Genomic DNA, 21,974 nt, shown 5'->3' with positions numbered 1-21,974 from the left:
GGATGGTCGTCGCGAACTCGTTGGTCGAGATTGACGCGATAGCTGAACAGCTCGCACTGAGGTACATGGGTTCCCATCATGACGGGAACCATCATACTGGAACCTTTGGCCTATCCAAGCTCGAGTTGGGAGAAACGACTGTCCTCTTGTTCTTTGGGCAACAGCCCGCGGAGCGTTGCCCTCCTGTTTTAGTTTTCGCCGACGTTGAGGGCTTGGCGGGCGTGCTCGAGTTTTTCGCGGGCATTGAGGATCGCGATTTCGAGGGCGCTTTGGTCGATTTCGAAGGCGCCTTCGATCATGTCGAGGGCCCAGGAGTCGCGACCGTCGTTGCAGCCGATGACGGCGGCTCCCCAGTTGGCGAGATGAAGGGCGCCTGCCAATTGGCGATGCTCTTCAGGGGCTTCCTGAGGATTGTACTGGTAGCGGATCGGCATGTAAACCTCTTCGGGGAAGGACCACTCCTCGAGCATCTTGGAGCCTGCGAGGGCGTGGTCGAAGCCGAGGGTTTCGTTCTCCGCCTTGTCGAGGCTGAGGCGCTCGGTTTCTACCTTTTTGAAAATATCCACGTATTGCTCGCCGCAGCCGAGGTGAAGGCCGAGTTTGCCGATGTCGTGCAGGAGGCCGAGCGTGTAGGGGAGGCCGTCCATGTCGCAAACGTCGTTGGCGATCTGGTCCATGATGAGGGCGACGGCGAGGCTGTGAGCCCAAAGGCTGCCTTTGCCGATGTCCATGCTTGGAAGGGCGCCGTCGAGGTAGTCTCCGCTGGAGACGAGATTGACGATGCGGTAGACTTCTTTGATGCCGAGCATGGCGACGGCGTCGTTGAGGTCTGTGACGGGTGAAGGGGGTGAGTAGGCGCCTGAGTTGCTGAGTTTGAGCACGCCTGCCATGATGGCTGCGTCTGTGGAGATCAGCTGTACGATATCATTGGAATCCGTGTCCGGATCCTTCATGATCTTGACCAGTTTGGGGAGAACTTCCGGCGCGGGGGGCAGCGTGTCGGTTTTTTGGATTAGGTCTTCTACAGTCATGCTAGGCTGAATTTAGAGGTTCCAAGTGGGGTTTTGAGGGTCACTTCGCCGGTTCCGACGTTGAGATGGATCGTGCGGTTGTTGACGCCGCCTACGTCTGCTTTGACGACTTGGATGCCGAGGGTGCAGATGAGTTTCTTGACGGCCATGATGTTGCGTTCGCCGATCTTGAACATGTCTGAACCAGAGATGACGGAGGCGCCTCCGGCCACGAAGGCTTTCATGCGTCGACGTTCGGCTTTTAGGCCGCAGAGGTTGCGAAACATGAGCGGGATGCCGGTATCGGCGAACATGGCTGGCTGTTTCTGGGCTTTGTCGGGAGATAGCGTGGAGTCGGGGAGCATGATGTGGATCAGGCCGCCGACTTTGGCGTCTTTGTCGTAGACGATGATGCCGACGCAGGATCCGAGGGCGAAGGTGCTGAGGTTCACGTTCGCGTTGTTGGATACTGCCAGGTCGCCGACGCCTACGACGACTCGCTGCTGAAATAGGGATGGGAGAGTAGGGGCTCCGCTCATGTGGTCAAAGGTCTGTCTGTGCTCGGTCTAAGGTGGTGCGTAACGCGGTGGCAGAAAGTCTTCGGACTTTGTGACAGTCGAGGGTCCTGTGGAAGGTAGGGGATGTAAAAACGGGCCCCGTTTGGGCGGGCGGGACTCGTCGAGGGAGAGTGGGGAGCGGATTCCGGGTGGGTGGCCCGGCGGTTTAGAAACCGAGGGCGTCTTCCAGTTCGCTGGAGACGACCTTTTCGATATCGAGCAGGGTCTTGACGCTGTCTTTGATTTTGGCGATGCCGAGGCAGCACTCGGTGCTGAGGCGGGTGCCAAAGTCTGGGGACGGCTTAACGTCGCCTTCGGTGACGTTGAGAACTTCTTCTACGGCGTCGACTACGAGCCCGAGGAGCTGGTTGACGCCTTGTCCGCCGTCTACGTCGACGACGATGATGCAGGTGCGCTCGGTGGCTTCGCCTGCGTGGAGATTGAATTTCACGCGGAGGTCAACGACTGGGATGACCTTGCCGCGGAGGTTGATGACACCCTTTACGTGTTCCGGCATTTGGGGAACGGGGGTGATCTTCTGCATTCGGATGATTTCGCGGATCTTGAGCACTTCGACGCCGTAGCATTCTTCTGCTAGGGTGAAGGTGAGAAATTTGCCGGAAGAGAAGGATGTGGTGTTTGTGGAAGTGTCTTCGAACGTGAGGTTGCTCATAATTTTTCCTCGGTGGTTTTCGTGGGAATGCGATTTATTATGAGCTAGATCGGTCGGGCTGCCTCGTTCCTTAAGGATAAAATAGGCGTCGATACCCCCAGATGCGTAGATTCTAGGGCCTAAGCCGCGTTGTTTGCTGCTCTAGGGTATTTACGCGCAATCTATTTACACTTTTGCAGGGGTGTATCTGGATACGCGTGGGGCTTGAATGGGGAGCGGCTAGCGAAAGACCATCAGGCGTTGCGTGATGGGATTGGCGAAGTCGTGCTCCTTGATCTTGCCGATGATGCCGCCGGTGAGTCGCTTTTCTTCTGGAATGAGAAGGAGGCCGGAGGGGCTGTAGATACCTTTGGCTAGTACCATGCCTGGCTCGAGTTCGGCTAGGGTGATTTCCTTAACCTTTTTGGGGAGGTTGGTGAGGTTGGAGCTCTTCATGAAGAGCCGGACGGCTTCTGGATGGTAGGCGCGTCCGGACTCGCGGATGATGAACTCGAGGGCTTGGTCGCGCGGGAGGTTGCACTCGACGAAACCGACGGCTACGGCGAGGTGGCGGGCGGGGATGGGAATGCTCTCGCGGCTGAGCTTGTCTGGGTAGCCGATGCCGTCGAAGCGTTCGCGGTGGTAGCGGATGGCTTGTCCGACTTCGTTGAGGTTTTCGACGAAGTTGGCGAGGGTCTGGCCGTAGACGGGGTAGTGTTGGAGAAGAATCTCTTCGCTCTCGGTGAGGCTCTGGGCGTCGTTGAGGCTTTTGGAAACGAGGTCGCGAGGCAGGCCGATGCGGCCGAGGTTGTAGAGCCAGGAGGCGACTTTGAGGACTTCGGCGTCGCGGGGCTCGAGCAGGTCGGATTTTGCGATTTCGGAGCAGATGGAGACGACTGACTTGGTTTGCTGCCCGAGAATGGGGTGGAAGGCCTCGATGAGGCGGAAGCAGATTTCGAGCGAGTGGCTGAAGTTTCGCTCGAGGGCTTGGTTGGCTTCGTCGAGTGCGGTGGTCTGTTCTTGGAGCTGCTGGACTTTTTCCTCGAGGGCGGAGTTGCTGGCGACGAGCTTTTCGTTGAGATCGAGGGTGTCGGCTTGCAGCTTTTCGTTGGTTTCGACGAGGGCGTAGCGTTGGACGGCGTTTTCGACGGTGGCGAGCAGTTCTTCGCGGATCCAGGGTTTGGCGAGGAAGCGGAAGATTTCGCCTTTGTTCACAGCTTCGACCACGGTGTTGAGGGTGAGGACTCCGGTGATGAGGATGCGAGATGCGTTGGGTTGCATCTGCTTGCACTGATCGAGGAATTCGAGGCCGGTCATTTCCGGCATGCGGTGGTCGGAGATGATGGTGGAGTAGCGGTTTTGGCCGACGGCCTGGATGGCTTCGTTCGGGCTTGTGAAGGCGGTGACTTTATAGCCCTCGCGTTCGAGGGTCTCCTTCATGGCGAGCAGGACGATTTCGTCGTCGTCCAATACGAGGATGTTGCTGGATCTCGGCTCGGAGATTCTCATTTGCTTCTGTCGAAAGTGTGGTTGGGGGCTCTTGGGCTAGTCAGAGTGTCCTAGCGGAAGAAGGCGTGGAGCTTGTTGAGCAAGGCGGTGGGTTTTGATGTGCCGGGGGCGGTGAATCCGCAAATCCTTTTTGCGGAAACTGATAGGGCGTCAGGGCTTTCACCGAGGGTGACGAGAGCGACCTTGTCGCAGCCGCGAGCTTGGCCCAGCTCGGAGATGAGGGGTTCGGCTTTTTCGTCGAGAGCGCTTTTGAAAACGAGCACGCCGTTGAGGTCGTCGCTGGCGTCGAGGAGATCGAGCAGCAGCGGTCCGGGCTCGAGGTGGACGGTGGTTTCCCAGCCGGCTTTTTTCATGGCGAGTAGGAGCGGGTGGCGGCTGATGTCTTCCCAGCTGTAGACGAGTAGTTTGATGGTTTCGCTGGTCTTGGGAGCGGAGGCGGGAGCGGGCTTCGCGGTCGTGGGCTTGCCGGGGGTTCGCGGCTTGGGAGGCGGCGGCGCTTCGGCGGGCTTGGAGGGGGCGGTTTCGAGGAGGGGAAGGCAGAAGCGGACGAGGGCGCCTTTGTCGGTGTTGGCGAGTTCGATGTGTCCTCCGAGCTCGGCGGCGAAGTTGCTGACGATGCTGAGGCCGAGACCTGGGTGGTTGTCGCTGTCCTTTGTAGTATAGAAGGGGGCTGTGGCTTGGGAGAGTTCCTCAGGCTTGAAGCCGGTGCCGTTGTCGGCGAATTCGAGGCAGGCGAGTTGTTGGCCGTTTTGCTCGTGTTGGGTGATGCGGATGGAGATTTCAGCGTCGTCGCCGCAGGCGTCGCTGGAGTTGCCGGTGAGGTGGAGAATTGCTTGCCGGAACAGGTTCGGATCGATGCGGATGGGGTGCTGGCCGGGCTGGATCTCGAGATTGATGCTGGCTCCTTTGGGGAGAAGGGCGGTCATGTATTCTCTTTGTTCTTCGGCGAGGGATCCGAGGTCGAAGAGGCTTTCGTGGCCGGGCTCGAGCGAGGTGAGGTGGCGGATTTTTTTGGTGAGGTCCTGGGCGCGGATGGAGCAATCTCGGATGTGCCCCATGGCTTCAGCGGTGGACTTCGGGTCGGAACCGGGTTCGGCGTAGAGCTCGCTAAGGGAGTAGATGCCGGCGATGGTGTTGTTGAAGTCGTGCAGGTAGCGACGGGTCATGCTGCCGGCGATCTCTTTCCAGGAGCGGCGGGCGAGGGCGTCGAATGCGACGGAGTGGAAGGAGTCGTCCACGAGGCGGCCGGCGATGGCGGTGGCGTTTCCGTCTGCGTCTCGAATGATTTCCCGGTAGTCGACGACGGGCAGGCTTTCGCTCCGTCGGTTTATCTGGATGCGGTAGCGGATCTCTTCCTGGAAGTTTTGTTCGGAGTTCGCTTCGCAGTAGGCGCTGCGGAAGTTTTCCAGCACGAGGTCTTCCCAGCGTTCGTTGGCTTCGAGCAGTTTATAAAATGCGTTTGGGAAGCGGCCTTCCAGTTTGCTGAAGGAGAGGAGGCGCTTGCTGGGGAAGTCGAGCAGGTAGGTGATTCCGGGACCGGGCGAAGAGAGGTTTGCGGCGTCTTTCGCTGCGGCGGGGATCGCGCGTATGGGATCGGGTGCGGGCACGTGTCGGCTGGTGTGAGTTTGATTCTAAAGTCGAGTCAATGGGAACGCTTGTGCCTTCCCGTTGTGCTGGCAACTCGGCTCTGGCAAATCCAGCCGGATTTCAATTGTTTTTTACAAAAACGCTACTGCTTGAGGCGCTGTGTTGGCGCCTCGGTTTTTGAGTTTTGCTCCTGCGGCTTAGCCGGGCAGCTGGTAGATCGCTGGCTTGATCGACTGGTAGGGGTGATTGATGCCAGCGAGGCTTTCGGCGTGACCGATGAGGAGGTAGCCGCCTGGGACGAGGAATTGTGAGAGTCGGCTGACGAGCTCCTGTTGGGTTTCGCGATCGAAGTAGATCATCACGTTGCGGCAGAAGATGACGTGGAACTTCTCGTACCAAGGGTACTTGGGGGCGAAGAGATTGAGTCGCTGAAAGCTGAGCTTGCGGGAGATCTCGGGCCGGACGCGGAAGTAGCCGTCCATCTGCTTTTCGCCTTTTTGGAAGTAGCGTTTTAGCCACTCGGCTTTGACGTTCTTGAGGCGGTCCCGGTCGTAGATGCCTTTGGATGCGAAATCCAGGACGCGGTTGGAAATGTCGCTGCATTGGATTTTCCAGTCCGAGCAAGGCTGGTGTCCAAGGTATTCTTCGAGGGCGATGGCGAGCGAGTAGGGTTCTTCGCCGGTGGAGCAGGCGCAGCTCCAGATTTTTAGTTCGTTGGTGGAGCCGAAGCGTCCTTGGGAAAACTCGGGGAGGATGTGGCTGTTGAGGAAATTGAAGTGGTTGATCTCGCGGAAGAAGAAGGTGTGGTTGGTCGAGATCGCGTCGATCAGGTGGTAGAGCTCGCCGCTGTTCGGGTTGGATTGGAGGAGTTTGCAGTATTCCGTGTAGCTTCCGAGGCTGTTGGCTCTGAGGCGTTTACCGAGTCTTGCACTGACGAGCTCCCGCTTGCTGTCGCCGAGGTTGATGCGTGTCTCCTTGTAGATAAGGTCGCGAATGAAATTGTAGTCTTGAGTGGTGATCTTGCCCATAGGGGTCAATCCGAGTGGAATTTTAGCTGGTTTGGGCGCTGGCGCCTGGCTCTTCGGTGCGAGAGGACGTCGAAGCCGTGTTAGACTGAAGCTCATGCTGCTGGTGAGTAGGTGTACTTAGTTGCGAGTGTATTAAATCGCTCATTTTCTGAGTAACTTGAGGGGATAGATGTAATGAGATTTGAAAATGAAGTTGAGCGGAGGGGAGGGGAGCCGATTTCTATGCGATTTGCACTTGTACGTATCATCATATCATAATATGTTGATATAAAATTTCTTTAATGATGGCATTATTACCTGACAGTAAACCACTTAGTAAGTCCGGACAGGCTCTGGAGGCCTTGATCCGTGAGCGGATCGTAATTCTGGACGGGGCAATGGGTACCATGATCCAGCGCCATAAGTTGGAGGAGAAGGACTTTCGCGACGATTCGCTTGCTGACGTAGCCGGTGAATTAAAGGGCAACAACGATCTGCTGAGCATCACGCGTCCGGACATTATCGGCGACATCCATCGCCAGTACTATCAGGCGGGCTCTGACATCGTAGAAACCAATACTTTCTCGGGCACCACGATCGCCCAGGCGGACTACAAGTTGGAGCATCGCGTTCGCGACATTAATATAGAGTCGGCGAAGCTAGCGAAGCGAGTGGCTGCTGAGGAGTCGGAAAAGCAGGGTCGCCCGCTTTGGGTGGCTGGCGCGATGGGGCCGACGAATCGGACGGCTTCCCTTTCGCCGGATGTGAATCGCCCGGAGTACCGTGCGACGAGCTACGACGAACTGAAGCAGGCGTATTACGATCAAGCCGAAGCCTTGGTCGAAGGCGGCGTGGACATTCTCATGCCTGAGACGGTGTTTGACACCTTGAATCTAAAGGCTGCTTTGCACGCGATTGAGGATTTGTTCGACACCATGGACGAGCGTTTGCCGGTGATCGTGTCGTTGACGATCACGGATCAGTCTGGACGGACCTTGTCGGGGCAGACCCCGGAAGCGGCTTGGAACTCCATTCGTCACGCCAAGCCGACATGCGTGGGCTTGAATTGCGCTTTGGGTGCGGACCTGATGCACCCTTACCTCAAGGAGTTGTCAGACGTAGCGGATACGTTTGTACACGTGTATCCGAACGCAGGTTTGCCCAACCCTCTAAGCGATACGGGTTACGATGAAACGCCGGAGATTACGGGGAACGCTGTAGCAACGTTTGCAAGTGAAGGCCTGGTGAACTTGGTGGGTGGCTGTTGTGGGACGACACCCCCTCACATCAAAGCGATCGCCGAGCGAATGAAGGAATTTGAGAGTCGTAAAGTGCCTGAAGCAAAGAAGGGTCTTCTTCTGAGCGGTTTGGAGCCAATGAATTTTCTAGTATAAGATGAGCGAAGGTAAGAAACCATTTATCATGGTCGGTGAGCGTGCGAACGTGACCGGCTCACCGAAATTTAAGCGGCTCATCAAGGAAGATAAGTTCGAGGATGCCTTGGCAATCTGCCGTACGCAGGTCGAGAAGGGGGCTCACATCATCGATGTGAACTTCGACGAAGGTATGCTCGATGGCGAGGCCTGCATGACTCGCTTTCTGAACCTGATCGCTTCGGAGCCCGACATTTGCCGGGTACCGATCATGATCGACAGCTCTAAGTGGTCGGTGATCGAGGCCGGTCTGAAGTGCGTGCAGGGTAAGTGCATCGTCAATTCTATCAGCCTCAAGGGCGGTGAAGACGAGTTTCGCAAGCAGGCTCGTTTGTTGATGCGCTACGGTGCTGCCGTGGTGGTCATGGCCTTTGATGAGAAGGGGCAGGCGGACAGCCAGGAAGGCAAGGTCGCGATCGCGAAGCGTTCCTACAAGATTCTCGTCGAAGAAGTCGGGATGGATCCGCACGATATCATCTTCGACTTGAACATCCTCACGGTGGCGACCGGGATGGAGGAGCACAACAACTACGCGGTTAATTTCATCGAAGCGGTTCGCGATGTGAAGCGTGAGTGTCCAGGTGCCATGACCAGCGGTGGCTTGTCGAACATCTCTTTCTCCTTCCGCGGAAACAACCCTGTCCGTGAAGCGATGCACGCGGTTTTCCTCCATCACGCGATGGAGGCAGGCTTGGATATGGCGATCGTCAATCCCGGGCTCTTGATGGATTACGCGGAGATCGATCCTAAGCTAAAGGAGTTGGTGGAGGACGTCATTCTCAATCGCAACGACGAGGCGACCGAAAAGCTGATCACCTTTGCGGAGCAGATAAAGTCAGGCGAAGCGAAGCTCGGTGCAGGTACGCCTGAAGAACGTATCCACGAAGCCATGCTCAAGGGTATGGATACTTTGCGGGAGCTGTTCGAACGAGCCACCAAGGAAGGCAATCCAGAGATCCTGGAGAAGTTCCTCGAGGGTGGCGCTGGAGCGGTTCCTGAAGCTCAAAAAAAAACGGATGAAGTAGCCGAGGACGATTGGCGTAATGGTTCCGTTGGGGAGCGTATAACGCACTCGCTCGTCAAAGGCATCACCACCCACATAGAAGCGGATACCGAGGAAGCTCGCCAGAATTTCGATCGTCCGTTGGAAGTGATCGAGGGTCCGCTCATGGACGGCATGAAAGTCGTCGGTGAACTCTTTGGCGCGGGTAAGATGTTTTTGCCGCAGGTGGTAAAGAGCGCTCGCGTGATGAAGAAGGCGGTGGCCTACCTACTGCCGTTCATGGAGGACGACAAGGAGGACGGTGCTTCCGCGGGTACCTTCGTTATCGCTACAGTCAAGGGTGACGTGCACGATATCGGCAAGAATATCGTGGGTGTCGTGTTGGGCTGTAATGGATACAAAGTGATCGACCTTGGCGTGATGTGCGAGGTCGATAAGATTTTGGAAGTCGCTGAGAAAGAGAATGCTGATTTCATCGGGATGTCCGGCCTGATCACTCCGTCTCTTGATGAGATGATCAAGAACGTCTCGGAGATGGAAAAGCGTGGCATGAAGACGCCTGTGCTTCTCGGCGGAGCGACAACCTCGAAGGCTCACACGGCGATCAAGATTGCGCCTCACTATTCGGGCCCCGTGGCGCATGTGACGGATGCTTCGCTGGTGACTGGTGTTTGCGGCGATCTGATGAATCCAAAAACCAAGGACGCGTTCATCAAGCAGCTCGAAGAAGAGCACGAGGCGGCACGTGTTCGTTTCGCGGAGAACAACAAGAAGCCTGAGAAAATCCTCTCTTTGGAGGATGCACGTTCGAAGGCGATCGCGTTGGATTTCACTTCTCTTCCTACTCCAAGCCAGTTGGGATCCGAAGTTTTCGAGAAGCTGCCAGCGAGAGAGATCGTCGAGTACTTTGACTGGACGCCGTTCTTCATGGCGTGGCAAATGAAAGGCGCGTTCCCGAAGATTCTCAGCCACAAGGAGCGTGGTGAAGAAGCGACCAAGCTCTACAACGACGCGCTTCGTCTGCTCGATGACATTATCGAAAACGACCGCGTGCATGTGCGAGCTGTCCTGGGTATCTGGCCGGCGAATAGAATCGGGGATGACGTTGAGGTTTACGCAGACGAGTCCCGTGCAGAGGTTTTGGAGACCTTCCGATTCCTTCGTCGTCAGAAGGAGAACAGCAAAGGACTCTGTGGAAGCTTGTGTGACTTCGTCGCTCCGAAGGAAAGAGGTCAGGCCGACTACATGGGAGCGTTCTGCGTAACCGCAGGGCAAGAGATCGAAGATTACGCTGCCGAGTTCAAAAAGAACGGCGACGACTACACGGCTATCATCATTCAGGCATTGGCCGACCGTTTTGCGGAGGCGACAGCTGAGTACTGTCACAAGCTCGTTCGTGACCGCTGGGGTTACGGGGCGGAAGAGCCTTTCAAGTTTGGCGACAGCCTGAAGGTCGGCAAGGGCGAGAGCCACGCGAACAACGACTGGATGATCGGCGAACGCTACAAAGGGATCAGGCCCGCTCCAGGGTATCCGGCTTGTCCGGACCACACTGAGAAGGGAGCTTTGTGGAATCTCTTGGATGCGGAAAAGGCGACAGGAGTGGGACTCACCACAAGTTACGCCATGAATCCGCCGGCATCGGTTTCGGGACTCTACTTCGGGCATCCGGACAGCAAGTATGTTCGTGTCGGACGCATCGGTAAGGACCAGGTCGAGGACTACGCGACGCGCAAGGGGATGACAGTCGAGGAAGTGGAGAAGTGGCTGGCTCCGAATTTGGGCTATCAGCCTTGAGGCGGTTGCCGGTTTTGAATTGGCGAGTTTTCCGTTGTAAGAGTAAGCAGCATTTGGATACTACCTTCTAGATTGAGTATTACGCATAGGCGTACTTCTTGTGGAGAAATTTTGGATACTGCTCTTTGAGCAGGTGTAGAGGTCATCGGTTTGAGCGATTAGAATAACCCCTTCGCTCGACTAGATTATCTACGTAGCCAAGGAAAGGGGGCGGCAGGGATCTACCGTGCCGCTCCTGATCGGGGCAGGGATTGGCTTGTAATGTCCTCGCTTATATCAAGATGGCTCTGGGCAACGGCGCTCAGATTTGAGCCACGAAGCGCTTCGCAGCCGCATTAATTCAGACGCTGCGGCGAATAAGTTGCCCTTGTTTGCACCGAATTGGGCCTGTGGGCCTTTTTGGCGCAGGCGATGCTGTTCGAAGGTCCGTCCCTGGTAACAGGGATTGAGGGAGTGACGCTGCTGCCAATCCTGGCAGAAGCAGACAATCCGGGGCCGGCGTTAGGGGTTATCGTCGGCCCCGACCTTTTTATAGGAATCGATCCGACAAATCCATTCCTTCGTATACTTGCCCTGTTCGGTCCCAAACATCGTTTCCTCATCTCGAAATACCCTCCGGGTATTACTCAAATCGAAAGCCGAGGTTTTGACCTCGAACATGACTTCGCCTACCCGGAAGCGACTTGCCGGACCGACTCCGGTAGAGGAGTCTGTAGGAGTTGATATGCGAAAAAAGCGAAGGCCGTTGGCGCTTCGCTTTTTCGAGAGGTTATAAAATTTGGATCCTAGTCGCCGAGCAGGTCTTGGCCGGTGAGGATATCGATGAACTTCTTCATCGCTGGCGTGAGTACGCGGCCCTTGCGGTGCAGAATGCCGAGCGGGCGGTCGAATGCGGGGCCATCGATTGGTACCGCAGCGAGGGTGCCTTGCTTGATCTCCTGAAGGACAGTCGCCTTTGGTACAATAGCGATACCGGCGTCGATTTCTACCGCGCGCTTTACGGTTTCGATGTTGTCGAACTCCATGACCGGATCGATCTCGATCTTCTGGTCCTTGAAGATCTGGTCGACGGCCTTGCGAGTCGGAATGTCTGGATCGAAGCTGATAAACTTGTGATCTGCGAGAACCGGAAGCGTGAGGCTACTCTCTTTGGAGAGCGGGTTGTTCGGGTGGCAAATCGCGATGAGGCGATCCTTGCGGAAGTCTGTGATCTCGATTTGGCGGTTCTTCTGAGGGAAGGCGACAAGACCGAAGTCGACTGAGTTATGAAGGATGTCCTCGTAGACGAGATTGGAGCGGCGGTACTCGACGCGCACGTTCACGTTCGGGAACTCGCTGAGGAAATTCTTAATGTACGGTGGCAGCTCGTGTAAGCCGATACTGTAGATGGTGGAGATGCGGATGGTGCCAGAGATGACTTTCCGCATTTCCATCAACTCGCTGAGCAGCTTCTCGTAACCGTGCAGGATTTCCTTGGCAGATTGGTAAACGCGCTCGCCTTCGCGAGTGAGTTGGAACTGCTTCTGGCTGCGGTCGATGAGAAGGGCTGCAAAGTGCTTTTCCATCGATCGAGCCTGCTGGCTAACGGCCGACTGGGTTACGCCGTTGAGGCGGGCGGCCTTGGAGAAGCTTTTGGTTTCGACTAAGTCGGCGAAGATCTTGAAGTTGTCTATTTGCATGAGGGGACTCTTTTTTTGTGTCTAGGTATATTATTCGTGCTTATTAAAGCAATACTAAACAGTAGGAATTTTAATGCTAATACGTTTCGAAGAATTTAAGACAAATTTATCGCAAATTAGAGCAAAAATTGCGGATGCCTGTAAAAAAGCGGGCCGCACGGAGGAGTCGGTTAGGCTTTTGCCGGTCACCAAGAACCATCCGGTAGATGTCGCCCGCTACTCTTGGGATGCGGGATTGAGGGCAGTGGGCGAAAACCGAGTGCAGGAAGCTTTGGGCAAAATGGACGACGTGGACCCGGCGCTTTCGTGGGAACTGATCGGACCCTTGCAGAGCAACAAGGCGAAGCGAGTGGCAGAGAAATTTGGCCGGGTGCAGACAGTGGATCGGGCAAAGATCGCTAAGGTCCTGGATAGGCATGCCGGAGAAGCGGGACGCGTGTTGCCAGTGTTATTGCAGATAAATGCGGGGCGCGACCCTGCGAAATCGGGTGCAGAATTGGAGGATGCTCCGACCTTGCTCGAAGCGGCTTTGGAATGCTCGAATCTGCGAGTGGACGGACTGATGACGATAGGGGCTTTGTCCGATGATTTGGATGTGGCTCGCCGATGCTTTGCCTCATTGCGAGAGTGCAGGGATGAGTTGAGCGAGCGGTTTGGTGTTGCTTTGCCGGAACTCTCCATGGGGATGAGTGGCGATATGGAAGAGGCTATTCTGGAGGGCAGTACCATGGTTAGAGTAGGGACGGCCTTGTTTGGTCGACGCGTCTACGCTTAGTTTTTTGTCATATGAGCAAACCGGTAGGAATTGGTATTATTGGCTGTGGGAACATCAGTCCGCAGTACTTCAAAGGAGCGACCTTGTTCTCGGAGATCGAGGTGGTTGTGTGCGCGGATTTGAACCTCGAGTTAGCAGCTTCGCGGGCGGAGGAATTTTCGATCGCGAAAGCGGTTTCGGTGGACGAGCTTCTCGCAGACCCCGAGGTGGAGATCGTTCTGAATCTCACCACTCCTCAATTTCACGCGCCGATCAACAAGCGAATCCTGGAGGCTGGAAAGCATGCTTATTGCGAGAAACCTTTCGCTACCAACCGAGAAGAAGGGCAAGAGGTGCTGGAGCTCGCTAAGGAGAAAGGCCTGCGGGTGGGCTGTGCTCCAGACACGTTTTTGAGCTCGCCGCTGCAAACTGCTCGGAAACTGGTCGATGAAGGCTTCATTGGAAAACCGTTTGGTGGCACCGCATTTTTTGCCTGTCCGGGGCACGAACGTTGGCACCCTAATCCAGAATTCTATTACAAGAGAGGAGGAGGTCCCGTTTTGGACATGGCCCCTTATTACCTGACGGTTCTGGCGAATCTATTCGGTCCGGCGGTTTCGGTGATTTCGTCGGCTAAGAAAGTGTTCGATGAGCGGACTGTTGCTAGTGGACCGCTGGAAGGAGAGAAGATTTCAGTCGAGACGCTGACTCATAACGTGAGCGTGATCGAGTACTCGAATGGAGCGACCGTGAACGCGATATTCAGCTTTGATGTGCAGGGCAGCCACGATTTGCCGATGCTGACCGTGTATGGAACGGAGGGAAATCTCTCTCTGCCGGATCCGAATGGATTTGAGGGTCCGTTAAAAGTGAGTCGAGCCGGGCAAGACTGGGAAGAGGTGTCGTGGCAGCACAACTACGAAGGGATGCGGGCAATCGGCCTGGCGGATCTGGCGGCAGCGATTCGGGATGGCAGGAAGCACCGTGCGAATGGTGAGCTCGCTTACCACGTCTTCGACACGATGCTGGCCTGTGAGGAATCGGCGGAAAGCGGCCAGCGAGTCCAAATCGAATCAACCTTCGAGAGCTTGCCTGCGATCAGAGCTTCGGATGGGGCAGCTCCTTTGTTTTGATGGCCTAGAAAAGCGTTGTCGCGGACGAATCACTTAGCAGGATGCCTGCACGTGGCTTCTCCTCCTGCCAGTCCAAATGAAACGAGCTCCCGATATCGGATCGGGACTTTGCTCTATTTTCAGGATGAAGGTGGACGGTTGCTTCTTATCAATCGGAAGCGTCCGCCTAATCTCGGCGCATGGTGCGCGGTTGGCGGCAAGCTTGAGATGTCCACTGGTGAATCGCCCTACGAGTGCGCGGTTCGCGAAGCCGCTGAGGAGATCGGAGTTGAGCTCGTGGCATCAGATTTGGCTCTGCGCTCTATCCTTTCCGAAAAGGATTACGAAGGGACTGGGCATTGGTTGATGTTCGTTTTTCAAGTGCTACGTCCGTTGGCTGACTTGCCTGCTGAAATCGAGGAAGGCGAGTTTCGCTTCTTTGACCGAAGGGAGCTTTCGGGACTCAACATACCGAGCCTGGATCGCCAGATCCTCTTTGAACGTATCTTGGACGAAGATGAAGTGCTGCACATCCTTCGCTCGGATGGGGAGGACGCTCCGTTAATAGAAGAGAGTAAGGTCGGAGGTTGAGATGATTCTGCTCATCGACAATTACGACTCCTTCACTTACAATCTCTCCCAATATCTGAGAATGATGGGGGAAGACGTTTTGGTGCGTCGGAATGATGATCTTTCAGTTGAGGATGTTCAGCAATTGAAACCCCGTTTGATCGTCATATCTCCTGGTCCAGGCGATCCTGGGGATACAGGTGTTTGTAGGGAAATATTGGATGCTGTGCACAGCTCCATTCCTGTACTCGGTATCTGTCTTGGAATGCAAACGATCGCGAATTACTTCGGTGGGAAAATCGTGCAAGCGGTTGAGCCAGTCCATGGGAAGGTTCGTTTGGTGAACCACAATGATTCTGGATTGTTTGCCGGTTTGGCAAATCCGCTTCAGGTGACGCGCTACCATTCGTTGATTGTGGAGGAGGAGAGTTTGCCGGAGTGCCTAGAAATCACCGCCCGATCGCAAAAGGGTGAGATCATGGGGTTGCGGCACAAGCTGTATCCAATCTCTGGAGTCCAATTTCACCCCGAGGCGTATCTGACGGAACAGGGTTTGGATCTCCTAAGGAACGCGTTGGAGGTGGAGTGTGTTTGAGCGAAAGCTTGAGGTTCCGTTCGAGCCCCTTGCGGCCGCTAAGCGGCTCGAAGGTTCTCCAGGCTTGGCTTTCTTGTACAGCGGTTTGCAGGCGTACGGTTTGGGTCGCTACAGCATCCTAGCCGCGAATCCGAAGGAGCAGATTGCTTTGTTCGGAGAGAAGAGTGATTGCTTCGGCGAGCTGCAAAAAGCGTACCCTGAGTTTGGAAAACAATCGGGTGGGGACTTACCGTTCTACAGCGGACTTATCGGTTACTTCTCGTACGATGCTGGTAGGCAACTCGAGAGAGCTAAGTTTGGGTTTAGGAGCACAGAGAAACCTCTGGGTCGCTTTGGGTATTATCAGGGCGGTATCGTTTTTGATCACTCAACAGAAGAGACTTGGTTGGTTGCTGAGAGCGAAGCGGCCAGTGCTGCTGTCGAACCAATTGTTGAGCAGGCTTTTGGCGCAACCGGATCGTTAAGTGGTGATTTTGAGTTGTGTTCGGAATTGAGGAGCAACTTCGAAAAGGAAGAGTATTGCGAGCGGGTCGAGTCCATCCGCAGTTTGATAAGCCAGGGGGAGGTTTATCAGGTGAACCTGTCGCAGCGATTTGAAGCTCAGTTTCGTGGCTCAGGTCTAGAATTGTTCTTTCGTCTGGCGGAGTATAGTCCGGCACCTTATTCTGCGTATTTGAGTTTTGGTGACGAAGAGATTGTCTCCTCGTCTCCAGAGCGCTTTCTGTATGTCGATGGAGAGGGGGCAACGACCCGTCCGATTAAAGGAACACGAGCGACGGGTGGGTCCGAAATTGAAGCGGGTAGGAATGAGGAAGAACTACGTGGTTCCGAAAAAGACAGGTCCGAGCTTTTGATGATTGTGGATCTCGAGCGAAACGATCTCGGCCGAGTTTGTGAACCGGGTAGTGTGCGAGTGGACGAGTTGTTTCGTCTGGAACGTTATGCGACCGTTATCCATCAGACGGCCGATGTGAGTGGCACCTTGGAAAACGGAGTGGATGCGATGGCTTGTGCGAAAGCGATGTTCCCGGGTGGGTCGATCACCGGAGCTCCGAAGATACGGGCGATGCAAGTGATCGATGACCTAGAGCGCGGCGAACGTGGCGTGTACACGGGTTCGATCGGGTATTTTGATATGTCAGGTCGTGCTGACCTGAATATCGCGATACGGACCTTGCGTCTCGCGGGGAATACTCTTTCTTATCAGGTTGGGGGTGGGGTTGTGTGGGATAGTGATCCAGAAAGTGAATACGAGGAGACTCTTTTGAAAGCAAAGGCGATGGTTAAGGCGTTGCATGGAGGAAATGATGAATAAGCTGTATTTAGACGATAAGCTACTGGATGCGGATTCGCTATCGATGCCACTTATGAGTCGAGGGTTTGCATTTGGGTTTGGTGTTTTTGAAACGATGAAGTTTCTCGAAGGGAGGCCTTGTTTCTTTGGTGAGCACATGACTCGTCTGCAGAGAGCGATTGCCGCTGCTGGATTGAGCGTTCAAATTGATGTGAGGGAGCTGAGAGAGCGTGCCGCTAAGTTGTTCGAGGCGGAAGGAGTTGAAAGTGGTGTATTCAAAATAATAATATCCGATGTCGATAAGGATACCGCCGTGGCAATGTTTGTTCGGAATGGCACCCTGCCTCCAGACCCGGAACCGATAAAGGCGATCCAGTCGGAAGTGTCGAAAGCTTCGAAGGCGTTTACCAGTCGTCACAAGAGTTTGAATTACATGGAGTCAGTCCTGGAGCTTGAGAAGGCGAAGGCTGCAGGTTATGACGAGTGTGTCTTCAGCAATGAAAACGATCACCTGACCGAGTGCGCGATCGCTAATCTTTTCTGGATTAAGCAGGGGGTGCTTCAGACCCCTAAATTGGACTGTGGCTTATTGGACGGGATCGTTCGCGGAAAGATTATTGGAATGGCTCATCAGATGGGGCTTAGCGTTGAGGAGGGTGAATTTGGCGTGCAAGACTTGCTGGAGGCGGATGAAGCGTTTGTTACGAGTTCCGGTAATGGGCCTCGTTCGATTTCGAGTTTTACTGACCTTGCTGGAAATAAGAAGAGCTACGTTGTGGAGCTGCTGCCGCGCTTGCGTTCGGCATTCCTTGAACTGGAGCAGGAGGAGGCGTTGAAGAGCGAATGAGTGCAAAACGAACTTGGCGAATCAGGGACGGGGAACTGGAGTTCGGAAACCGTTCGCTCATTGTGGGCATTCTCAATGTGACGCCGGATAGTTTTTCTGACGGGGGGATTCACTGCGACCGTGATTCTGCAGCTGCGAAAGCGATTGCAATGCTTGAAGAGGGTGCCGGCGTTATCGATCTAGGAGGCGAGTCCACTCGTCCCGGGTATGATCCGGTTGATGACGAGGAGGAGGTCAAACGTACCGAACCCGTCGTTAGTGCTGTTATTGAGCAACGGGCTGATTGTATCTTCTCTATCGATACAACGAAACCTCGAGTGGCCGAAGCTGCTTTGAAAGCAGGAGCCCGGATTGTTAACGATGTCTGTGGTTTTCAAACAAGTCCTGAGCTTGCGGAAGTGAGCGCCCAGTTTGGAGCAGGAGTAATCCTGATGCGGAATGGTCGAGATGGGGAAACTGACGGGTGTGTCTTGGACAGAATAAAAAAAAGCTGGGAGCGGTCTCTGACTATCGCGAAAGCGATCGGAGTTGCCGATGAGTCGATTGTCTTGGATCCTGGTGTTGGCTTTGGAACAACGCGGCAGGAGGATTTGGAAATTCTGCGTGGCCTGAGCGAACTAGTGAGTTTTGGGTATCCAGTGATGTTGGGAAGCTCACGCAAAAGAATTACGGCGCAACCTGCTGGGCTACCTTTGCAAGAACGTCTGGAACCTACCCTGGCGACTACTGTAGCTGGCGTGGCGGCAGGGGTGGATTTCTTCCGTGTGCACGATGTTGCCGAAAATGTGCGAGCGGTGGGATTGACTGACCTGATTTACCGAGGAGGACACTTGGATGAGTAGAGAGTTGGATACCGTATTTTTAGAAGGAGTAGAACTTTTTGGATACATCGGGGTTCTCGAGCATGAGAAGAGAGAAGGGCAGACCTTCTATATCGATGTTGAGCTAGGAGTGGATCTTCGAAAGGCGGGTCAGAGCGATGTGCTGGCCCAGACGGTCAACTATGCTGAAGTCTTCACTTTGGCGGAGCAGCTGATGGACGAGGCGCGCTTCGATTTAATCGAGAGCTATGCGGAGCAACTTTCGGAGGAAATCTTTAGCTACTTCGATTTGGTCGAGAAAACGTGTATCACGGTTCGTAAGCCTGAAGCGCCGATTGATGGGAAATTTCGATCAGCCGGGATAACGATAAGGAGGGAGCGAAGTGATTGAAGCGTTCATCGGCCTAGGGTCCAATATTGGTTGCAAGTCGGGCAATATCAGGCGAGCGGCGAATCGATTGCTCCAGTTTGATGGTATCCAGTCTCTGGAACTTTCCCCTTTCTACAGAACCGATCCGGTTGGGAATGTTGACCAAGATTGGTTCGTGAATGCAGTCGCTCGTGTTCAGACGAGTCTTTCAGCGCGAGAGCTTTTAGAGCTCTGTCTAGAAGTGGAACGCGAGCAGGGACGGGTTCGCAAGGAACGCTGGGGGCCGCGGATCATCGATCTAGATGTGCTGTTCTACGGAACTGAAATCGTTCGTGAGGACGATTTGGAGATCCCGCACCCGAGAGTACGCGAACGTGCTTTTGTGGTAGTTCCTCTGTTGGATCTTGCTCCCGAATTTTCAATTGAAGGAGAACCATTGCGTTCCTGTTTACCAGGTTTGGAAGAACAGGGGATTGTTCGCATGGATCCGGTAGTCGCGATTCTAGGTGCAAGCGAGAAGCCCGATCGCTATGCGAATATGGCGCAGAAACTTCTCGTGGAATACGGGCACGTGGTTCGGCCAATTGCTCCTCGTGGCAACGAGATTTTGGGAGAGCCGGTTTTGGCGAAGATGACCGACTGTAACGAGCCGGTGGATACCCTCACGCTCTATGTCGGTTCTGCTCGTTTACCGGCTATGCTTGAGGAATTATTGGAGCTCTGTCCGCGACGGGTAATATTTAACCCTGGAACGGAGAACGCCGAGGTGCGTCGATCCTTAGAGGAAGCAGGAATCGAAACGATTGAAGCCTGTACTTTGGTAATGCTGAAGGTCGGAACCTTTACTCAGCGATAACGTAGTAGTAGCGGTCGGAGGAGACCTTTTGGAAAACTCCGGTAGAGAGGTCGCCGTCGTCGATTCTCTTGTCGACCATAACAAAAAGCTCTTCCTTTTCGATTGGGCTGACCACTCCCACGGCGGAGGTGAAGTCGCCTACGTCGTCCTGCTCGAAATCCCATACGCCACCCAGCGAGCTGCCGAGTTCGAATTTGCGGCGAGAAACGTAACCTTCGAGTTCGTCGGGAAAGACGCCACTCGAGGTGTCGTCGACCCACCAGCCTGATTCTAGGGCGTATTGGTCTCCGGCGTTGGCGAGAATGCGAATGTCGTTGGCGAAGGTTGTGGCCTTGGCCTGATGAATGTACTTCTGGAAGAAGGGGATTCCGATCGAAGCGAGGACGCCGATTACGACGATAGCGACAAGTATTTCGATGAGAGTGAATCCTTGTTTGGATTGTGTCGCTTTGTTCATTTGGAAAGGAGTTAAGTTGTTCAGGGGCACAGGCCTTCGTTGATTGGTTCGCTCCTATTATCGGCTATTAAGGCGATTTATTGCTATAGGGGGCGGTCGAATTCTTATAAATAAGAAGTCAAAAACGGAGCCTGCAAAGGCGGGATAGAGTTTGGCGCCTATGACGTTAAGCGCTGCTATGGGTATCCTTACGCGGCTGGGGCTATACCTAGGAATCGGTAAGGGACTCCTTGAGAGTCTCTAATTCTTCCCATCGTTCGAAAGCGGTTTCCAGTTCAGCCTCGATTTCGCCCATTTCTGTTTTGAGGGGAATCACTTTCGCTTCGCCTTCCTGGTAGGTGGCGGGATCGGCGAGTTTTTCGACGAGCTGCTCCTTTCGCTCTTCGAGCTCCTCGATGCGTTTGGGCAAAGCTTCGAGCTCCTGACGCTGTTTGTTGGTGAACTTGGTTTTCTTCTGTTTCCAGGTGCTTTGGCTGGATTTGGCTGCTGGCTTGGAGGGAGCGGGAGCTTGCGAGAGATGGCGACTGGCTTGCCAATCGTTGTAGCCGCCGTGGTGCTCGATCACGTAGCCTCCTTTTTCGAGAACGAAGAGGGAGGTCACGGTGTTTTCGAGGAACTCTCGATCGTGGCTTACGAGCAAAAGGGTGCCGTCGAACTCTAGGATCCGTTCCTCGAGAAGCTCGAGGGTTTCCGCGTCCAGGTCGTTGGTTGGCTCGTCGAGGACGAGCAGGTTGGCGGGTTGAGTGAAGAGGCGGGCGAGCAGGAGGCGGTTTCGCTCTCCGCCGGAGAGGGTCTTTATCGATGCTCTAGCCCGGTCTGGGGTGAAGAGGAAGTCCTGCAGGTAGGTCATGACGTGACGCTGCTTTCCGTTAACCGGGACGGTCTCGTTTCCGTCTGCCACGTTTTCGAAGACGGTTTTTTCGTCATCGAGCTGGTCGCGCATCTGATCGAAGTAGGCGATCTCGAGTTTGGTTCCGTGCTCCACGGTGCCCTCTGTTGGCTGGAGCTTGCCGAGTAGCAGCTTCAGAAGGGTGGTTTTACCGGAGCCGTTGGGGCCGATGACGCCGATGCGGTCCTTGCGCATGATTTGGGCGTCGAAGGGCTGGAGGATTTGCGCGTCACCGTAGGAGAAGCCGGCGTCTTTGACAGTGATGACTTTGGCTCCGGAGGAGTTGCTCTGCTGGAGAGAGAAGGAGGCTGAACCGGAGCGAGTACGCCAGGATTTGCGTTCTTCACGCATTTTCTTGAGAGCGAGCACGCGGCCTTCGTTGCGGGTGCGACGGGCTTTGATGCCTTTGCGAAGCCACGCTTCTTCCTGCCCGAGCTTCTTTTCGAAGGCTGCTCGGTTTTTGGCTTCAATTTCCAGGAGCTCCTCCTTGCGGACAAGGTAGGTTTCGTAGTTGCAGCGGAAGCTGTTGAGTTGGGCGAGGTCGACTTCGACGATGCGGGTGGCGAGCTTCTTGAGAAAAGAGCGGTCGTGAGTGACGAAGAGAAGGGTGAGTTTGCTGCCGATCAGAAAATCCTCGAGCCAGAGGATGGATTCGATGTCGAGGTGGTTGGTCGGTTCGTCGAGGATGAGTACGCTCGGCTCGCATACGAGGGCTTTGCCCAGGAGGGCTCGGCGCTTGAGTCCGCCAGAGAGGCTTTTGAAGGGGGCGTCTGGATCGAGGTTTAGGTCCTTCAGGGTTTGCTCGATGCTGGCCTCCATCTGCCATTGGCGTTCCGGGTCCAGGTGCTCGTGCGGTTGGTCGGCGTGAAGAGCGAGTAGGGCTTCGCCATCGGCGCCGAAACCGGACGTGACGATCTCGCGTACGGAGGCGTCGAGGTCTTGGGGAATCTCCTGGGGAAGGGCGGTGGCGACCCCGCCTTCGGGGAAGGTGATCGAGCCCGAATTTGGTCCGTAGTCGCCGGAGATGACCTTGAGCAAAGTTGATTTTCCCGCTCCGTTTCGTCCGAGCACGCAGACGCGTTCGCCGCGATCGATGTGTAGGCTGGCGTTTTCCAGGACGGGTGGGCCGCTGAAGCTGATAGTCAATTCTGTGACGCTGAGGACGGGCATGAAGC

20 protein-coding genes are annotated in these 21,974 nt (G+C 55.0%); 11 read left to right on the top strand and 9 right to left on the bottom strand.

The window, feature by feature from the left end; genetic code table 11:
- Positions 1-188 precede the first annotated feature (188 nt).
- The 6 genes from JIN87_RS20380 to JIN87_RS20355 form a co-directional block, all read right to left on the bottom strand.
- On the bottom strand, positions 189-1,031 hold the full coding sequence (locus JIN87_RS20380) for an HDOD domain-containing protein (protein WP_200357467.1): 843 nt from the start codon (positions 1,029-1,031) through the stop codon (positions 189-191).
- Entirely contained in the window at positions 1,028-1,549 is a 522-nt protein-coding gene (locus JIN87_RS20375; protein WP_200357466.1) for a chemotaxis protein CheD, read from the bottom strand. Before JIN87_RS20375 ends, JIN87_RS20380 begins: the two co-directional genes overlap by 4 nt.
- 184 nt (positions 1,550-1,733) lie before the next feature.
- Positions 1,734-2,240, bottom strand: a complete 507-nt coding sequence (locus JIN87_RS20370; RefSeq protein WP_200357465.1) for a chemotaxis protein CheW — start codon at positions 2,238-2,240, stop codon at positions 1,734-1,736.
- Between the two features lie 219 nt (positions 2,241-2,459).
- Complete coding sequence (locus JIN87_RS20365) at positions 2,460-3,728, bottom strand: HD domain-containing phosphohydrolase (protein WP_200357464.1); 1,269 nt, start codon at positions 3,726-3,728, stop codon at positions 2,460-2,462.
- A gap of 50 nt (positions 3,729-3,778) precedes the next feature.
- Positions 3,779-5,335: a sensor histidine kinase gene (locus tag JIN87_RS28850; protein ID WP_200357463.1), complete on the bottom strand. Its 1,557-nt coding sequence runs from the start codon at positions 5,333-5,335 to the stop codon at positions 3,779-3,781.
- 177 nt (positions 5,336-5,512) lie between these two features.
- Positions 5,513-6,343, bottom strand: coding sequence for a CheR family methyltransferase (locus JIN87_RS20355; protein ID WP_200357462.1), 831 nt, complete (start codon positions 6,341-6,343; stop codon positions 5,513-5,515).
- A gap of 281 nt (positions 6,344-6,624) precedes the next feature.
- Between JIN87_RS20355 and JIN87_RS20350 the strand changes: the two genes are divergently transcribed.
- Positions 6,625-7,716 carry a homocysteine S-methyltransferase family protein gene (locus JIN87_RS20350; protein WP_200357461.1) on the top strand — a complete coding sequence of 364 codons (1,092 nt, stop codon included), beginning with the start codon at positions 6,625-6,627 and terminating at the stop codon, positions 7,714-7,716.
- A gap of 1 nt (position 7,717) precedes the next feature.
- Complete coding sequence (locus JIN87_RS20345; RefSeq protein WP_200357460.1) at positions 7,718-10,555, top strand: vitamin B12 dependent-methionine synthase activation domain-containing protein; 2,838 nt, start codon at positions 7,718-7,720, stop codon at positions 10,553-10,555.
- A 785-nt stretch (positions 10,556-11,340) separates the two neighbouring features.
- On the opposite strand, the gene JIN87_RS20340 is transcribed toward JIN87_RS20345, so the two are convergent.
- Positions 11,341-12,234 carry a LysR family transcriptional regulator gene (locus JIN87_RS20340; protein ID WP_200357459.1) on the bottom strand — a complete coding sequence of 298 codons (894 nt, stop codon included), beginning with the start codon at positions 12,232-12,234 and terminating at the stop codon, positions 11,341-11,343.
- 73 nt (positions 12,235-12,307) lie between these two features.
- On the opposite strand from JIN87_RS20340, the gene JIN87_RS20335 reads away from it, so the two are divergent.
- From JIN87_RS20335 to folK, 9 genes are read left to right on the top strand one after another with little or no spacing between them, the layout of a single operon-like run.
- Positions 12,308-13,009, top strand: a complete 702-nt coding sequence (locus tag JIN87_RS20335; RefSeq protein WP_200357458.1) for a YggS family pyridoxal phosphate-dependent enzyme — start codon at positions 12,308-12,310, stop codon at positions 13,007-13,009.
- 11 nt (positions 13,010-13,020) lie between these two features.
- On the top strand, positions 13,021-14,121 hold the full coding sequence (locus JIN87_RS20330; RefSeq protein WP_200357457.1) for a Gfo/Idh/MocA family protein: 1,101 nt from the start codon (positions 13,021-13,023) through the stop codon (positions 14,119-14,121).
- A 51-nt stretch (positions 14,122-14,172) separates the two neighbouring features.
- A complete protein-coding gene (locus tag JIN87_RS20325; protein WP_200357456.1) occupies positions 14,173-14,691 on the top strand; it encodes an NUDIX domain-containing protein in 519 nt (172 codons plus the stop codon).
- 1 nt (position 14,692) lies between these two features.
- Positions 14,693-15,265, top strand: a complete 573-nt coding sequence (locus JIN87_RS20320) for an anthranilate synthase component II (RefSeq protein ID WP_200357455.1) — start codon at positions 14,693-14,695, stop codon at positions 15,263-15,265.
- Entirely contained in the window at positions 15,258-16,580 is a 1,323-nt protein-coding gene (gene pabB / locus JIN87_RS20315; protein ID WP_200357454.1) for an aminodeoxychorismate synthase component I, read from the top strand. The genes JIN87_RS20320 and pabB overlap by 8 nt, the downstream gene beginning before the upstream one ends.
- Entirely contained in the window at positions 16,570-17,406 is an 837-nt protein-coding gene (locus JIN87_RS20310; RefSeq protein ID WP_200357453.1) for an aminotransferase class IV, read from the top strand. The genes pabB and JIN87_RS20310 overlap by 11 nt, the downstream gene beginning before the upstream one ends.
- Positions 17,403-18,248: a dihydropteroate synthase gene (folP, locus tag JIN87_RS20305; RefSeq protein ID WP_200357452.1), complete on the top strand. Its 846-nt coding sequence runs from the start codon at positions 17,403-17,405 to the stop codon at positions 18,246-18,248. Before JIN87_RS20310 ends, folP begins: the two co-directional genes overlap by 4 nt.
- Positions 18,241-18,618 (top strand): dihydroneopterin aldolase, encoded by a 378-nt coding sequence (gene folB, locus JIN87_RS20300; RefSeq protein WP_200357451.1) that lies wholly within the window; start codon positions 18,241-18,243, stop codon positions 18,616-18,618. Before folP ends, folB begins: the two co-directional genes overlap by 8 nt.
- Positions 18,611-19,453 carry a 2-amino-4-hydroxy-6-hydroxymethyldihydropteridine diphosphokinase gene (gene folK / locus JIN87_RS28845; RefSeq protein WP_200357450.1) on the top strand — a complete coding sequence of 281 codons (843 nt, stop codon included), beginning with the start codon at positions 18,611-18,613 and terminating at the stop codon, positions 19,451-19,453. The genes folB and folK overlap by 8 nt, the downstream gene beginning before the upstream one ends.
- On the opposite strand, the gene JIN87_RS20290 is transcribed toward folK, so the two are convergent.
- Together JIN87_RS20290 and JIN87_RS20285 are read right to left on the bottom strand one after the other, a co-directional pair.
- Positions 19,440-19,910: a type II secretion system protein gene (locus tag JIN87_RS20290; protein WP_200357449.1), complete on the bottom strand. Its 471-nt coding sequence runs from the start codon at positions 19,908-19,910 to the stop codon at positions 19,440-19,442. The two genes, folK and JIN87_RS20290, sit on opposite strands and share 14 nt — an antisense overlap.
- A gap of 208 nt (positions 19,911-20,118) precedes the next feature.
- A complete protein-coding gene (locus JIN87_RS20285) occupies positions 20,119-21,969 on the bottom strand; it encodes an ATP-binding cassette domain-containing protein (protein WP_200357448.1) in 1,851 nt (616 codons plus the stop codon).
- Positions 21,970-21,974: the final 5 nt, after the last annotated feature.

The organism is Pelagicoccus mobilis (assembly GCF_016595505.1).
GTDB classification, from domain to species: Bacteria; Verrucomicrobiota; Verrucomicrobiia; order Opitutales; family Opitutaceae; genus Pelagicoccus; species Pelagicoccus mobilis.
This window is presented reverse-complemented; position numbering and strand designations above follow the sequence as displayed.

Coding starts and splice junctions, on each gene's coding strand:
- JIN87_RS20380 (WP_200357467.1), bottom strand. CDS start 1,031: ATGACTGTAGAAGACCTAATCCAAAAAACCGACACGCTGCCCCCCGCG.
- JIN87_RS20375 (WP_200357466.1), bottom strand. CDS start 1,549: ATGAGCGGAGCCCCTACTCTCCCATCCCTATTTCAGCAGCGAGTCGTC.
- JIN87_RS20370 (WP_200357465.1), bottom strand. CDS start 2,240: ATGAGCAACCTCACGTTCGAAGACACTTCCACAAACACCACATCCTTC.
- JIN87_RS20365 (WP_200357464.1), bottom strand. CDS start 3,728: ATGAGAATCTCCGAGCCGAGATCCAGCAACATCCTCGTATTGGACGAC.
- JIN87_RS20355 (WP_200357462.1), bottom strand. CDS start 6,343: ATGGGCAAGATCACCACTCAAGACTACAATTTCATTCGCGACCTTATC.
- JIN87_RS20350 (WP_200357461.1), top strand. CDS start 6,625: ATGATGGCATTATTACCTGACAGTAAACCACTTAGTAAGTCCGGACAG.
- JIN87_RS20345 (WP_200357460.1), top strand. CDS start 7,718: ATGAGCGAAGGTAAGAAACCATTTATCATGGTCGGTGAGCGTGCGAAC.
- JIN87_RS20340 (WP_200357459.1), bottom strand. CDS start 12,234: ATGCAAATAGACAACTTCAAGATCTTCGCCGACTTAGTCGAAACCAAA.
- JIN87_RS20335 (WP_200357458.1), top strand. CDS start 12,308: ATGCTAATACGTTTCGAAGAATTTAAGACAAATTTATCGCAAATTAGA.
- JIN87_RS20330 (WP_200357457.1), top strand. CDS start 13,021: ATGAGCAAACCGGTAGGAATTGGTATTATTGGCTGTGGGAACATCAGT.
- JIN87_RS20320 (WP_200357455.1), top strand. CDS start 14,693: ATGATTCTGCTCATCGACAATTACGACTCCTTCACTTACAATCTCTCC.
- JIN87_RS20310 (WP_200357453.1), top strand. CDS start 16,570: ATGATGAATAAGCTGTATTTAGACGATAAGCTACTGGATGCGGATTCG.
- folP (WP_200357452.1), top strand. CDS start 17,403: ATGAGTGCAAAACGAACTTGGCGAATCAGGGACGGGGAACTGGAGTTC.
- folB (WP_200357451.1), top strand. CDS start 18,241: ATGAGTAGAGAGTTGGATACCGTATTTTTAGAAGGAGTAGAACTTTTT.
- JIN87_RS20290 (WP_200357449.1), bottom strand. CDS start 19,910: ATGAACAAAGCGACACAATCCAAACAAGGATTCACTCTCATCGAAATA.
- JIN87_RS20285 (WP_200357448.1), bottom strand. CDS start 21,969: ATGCCCGTCCTCAGCGTCACAGAATTGACTATCAGCTTCAGCGGCCCA.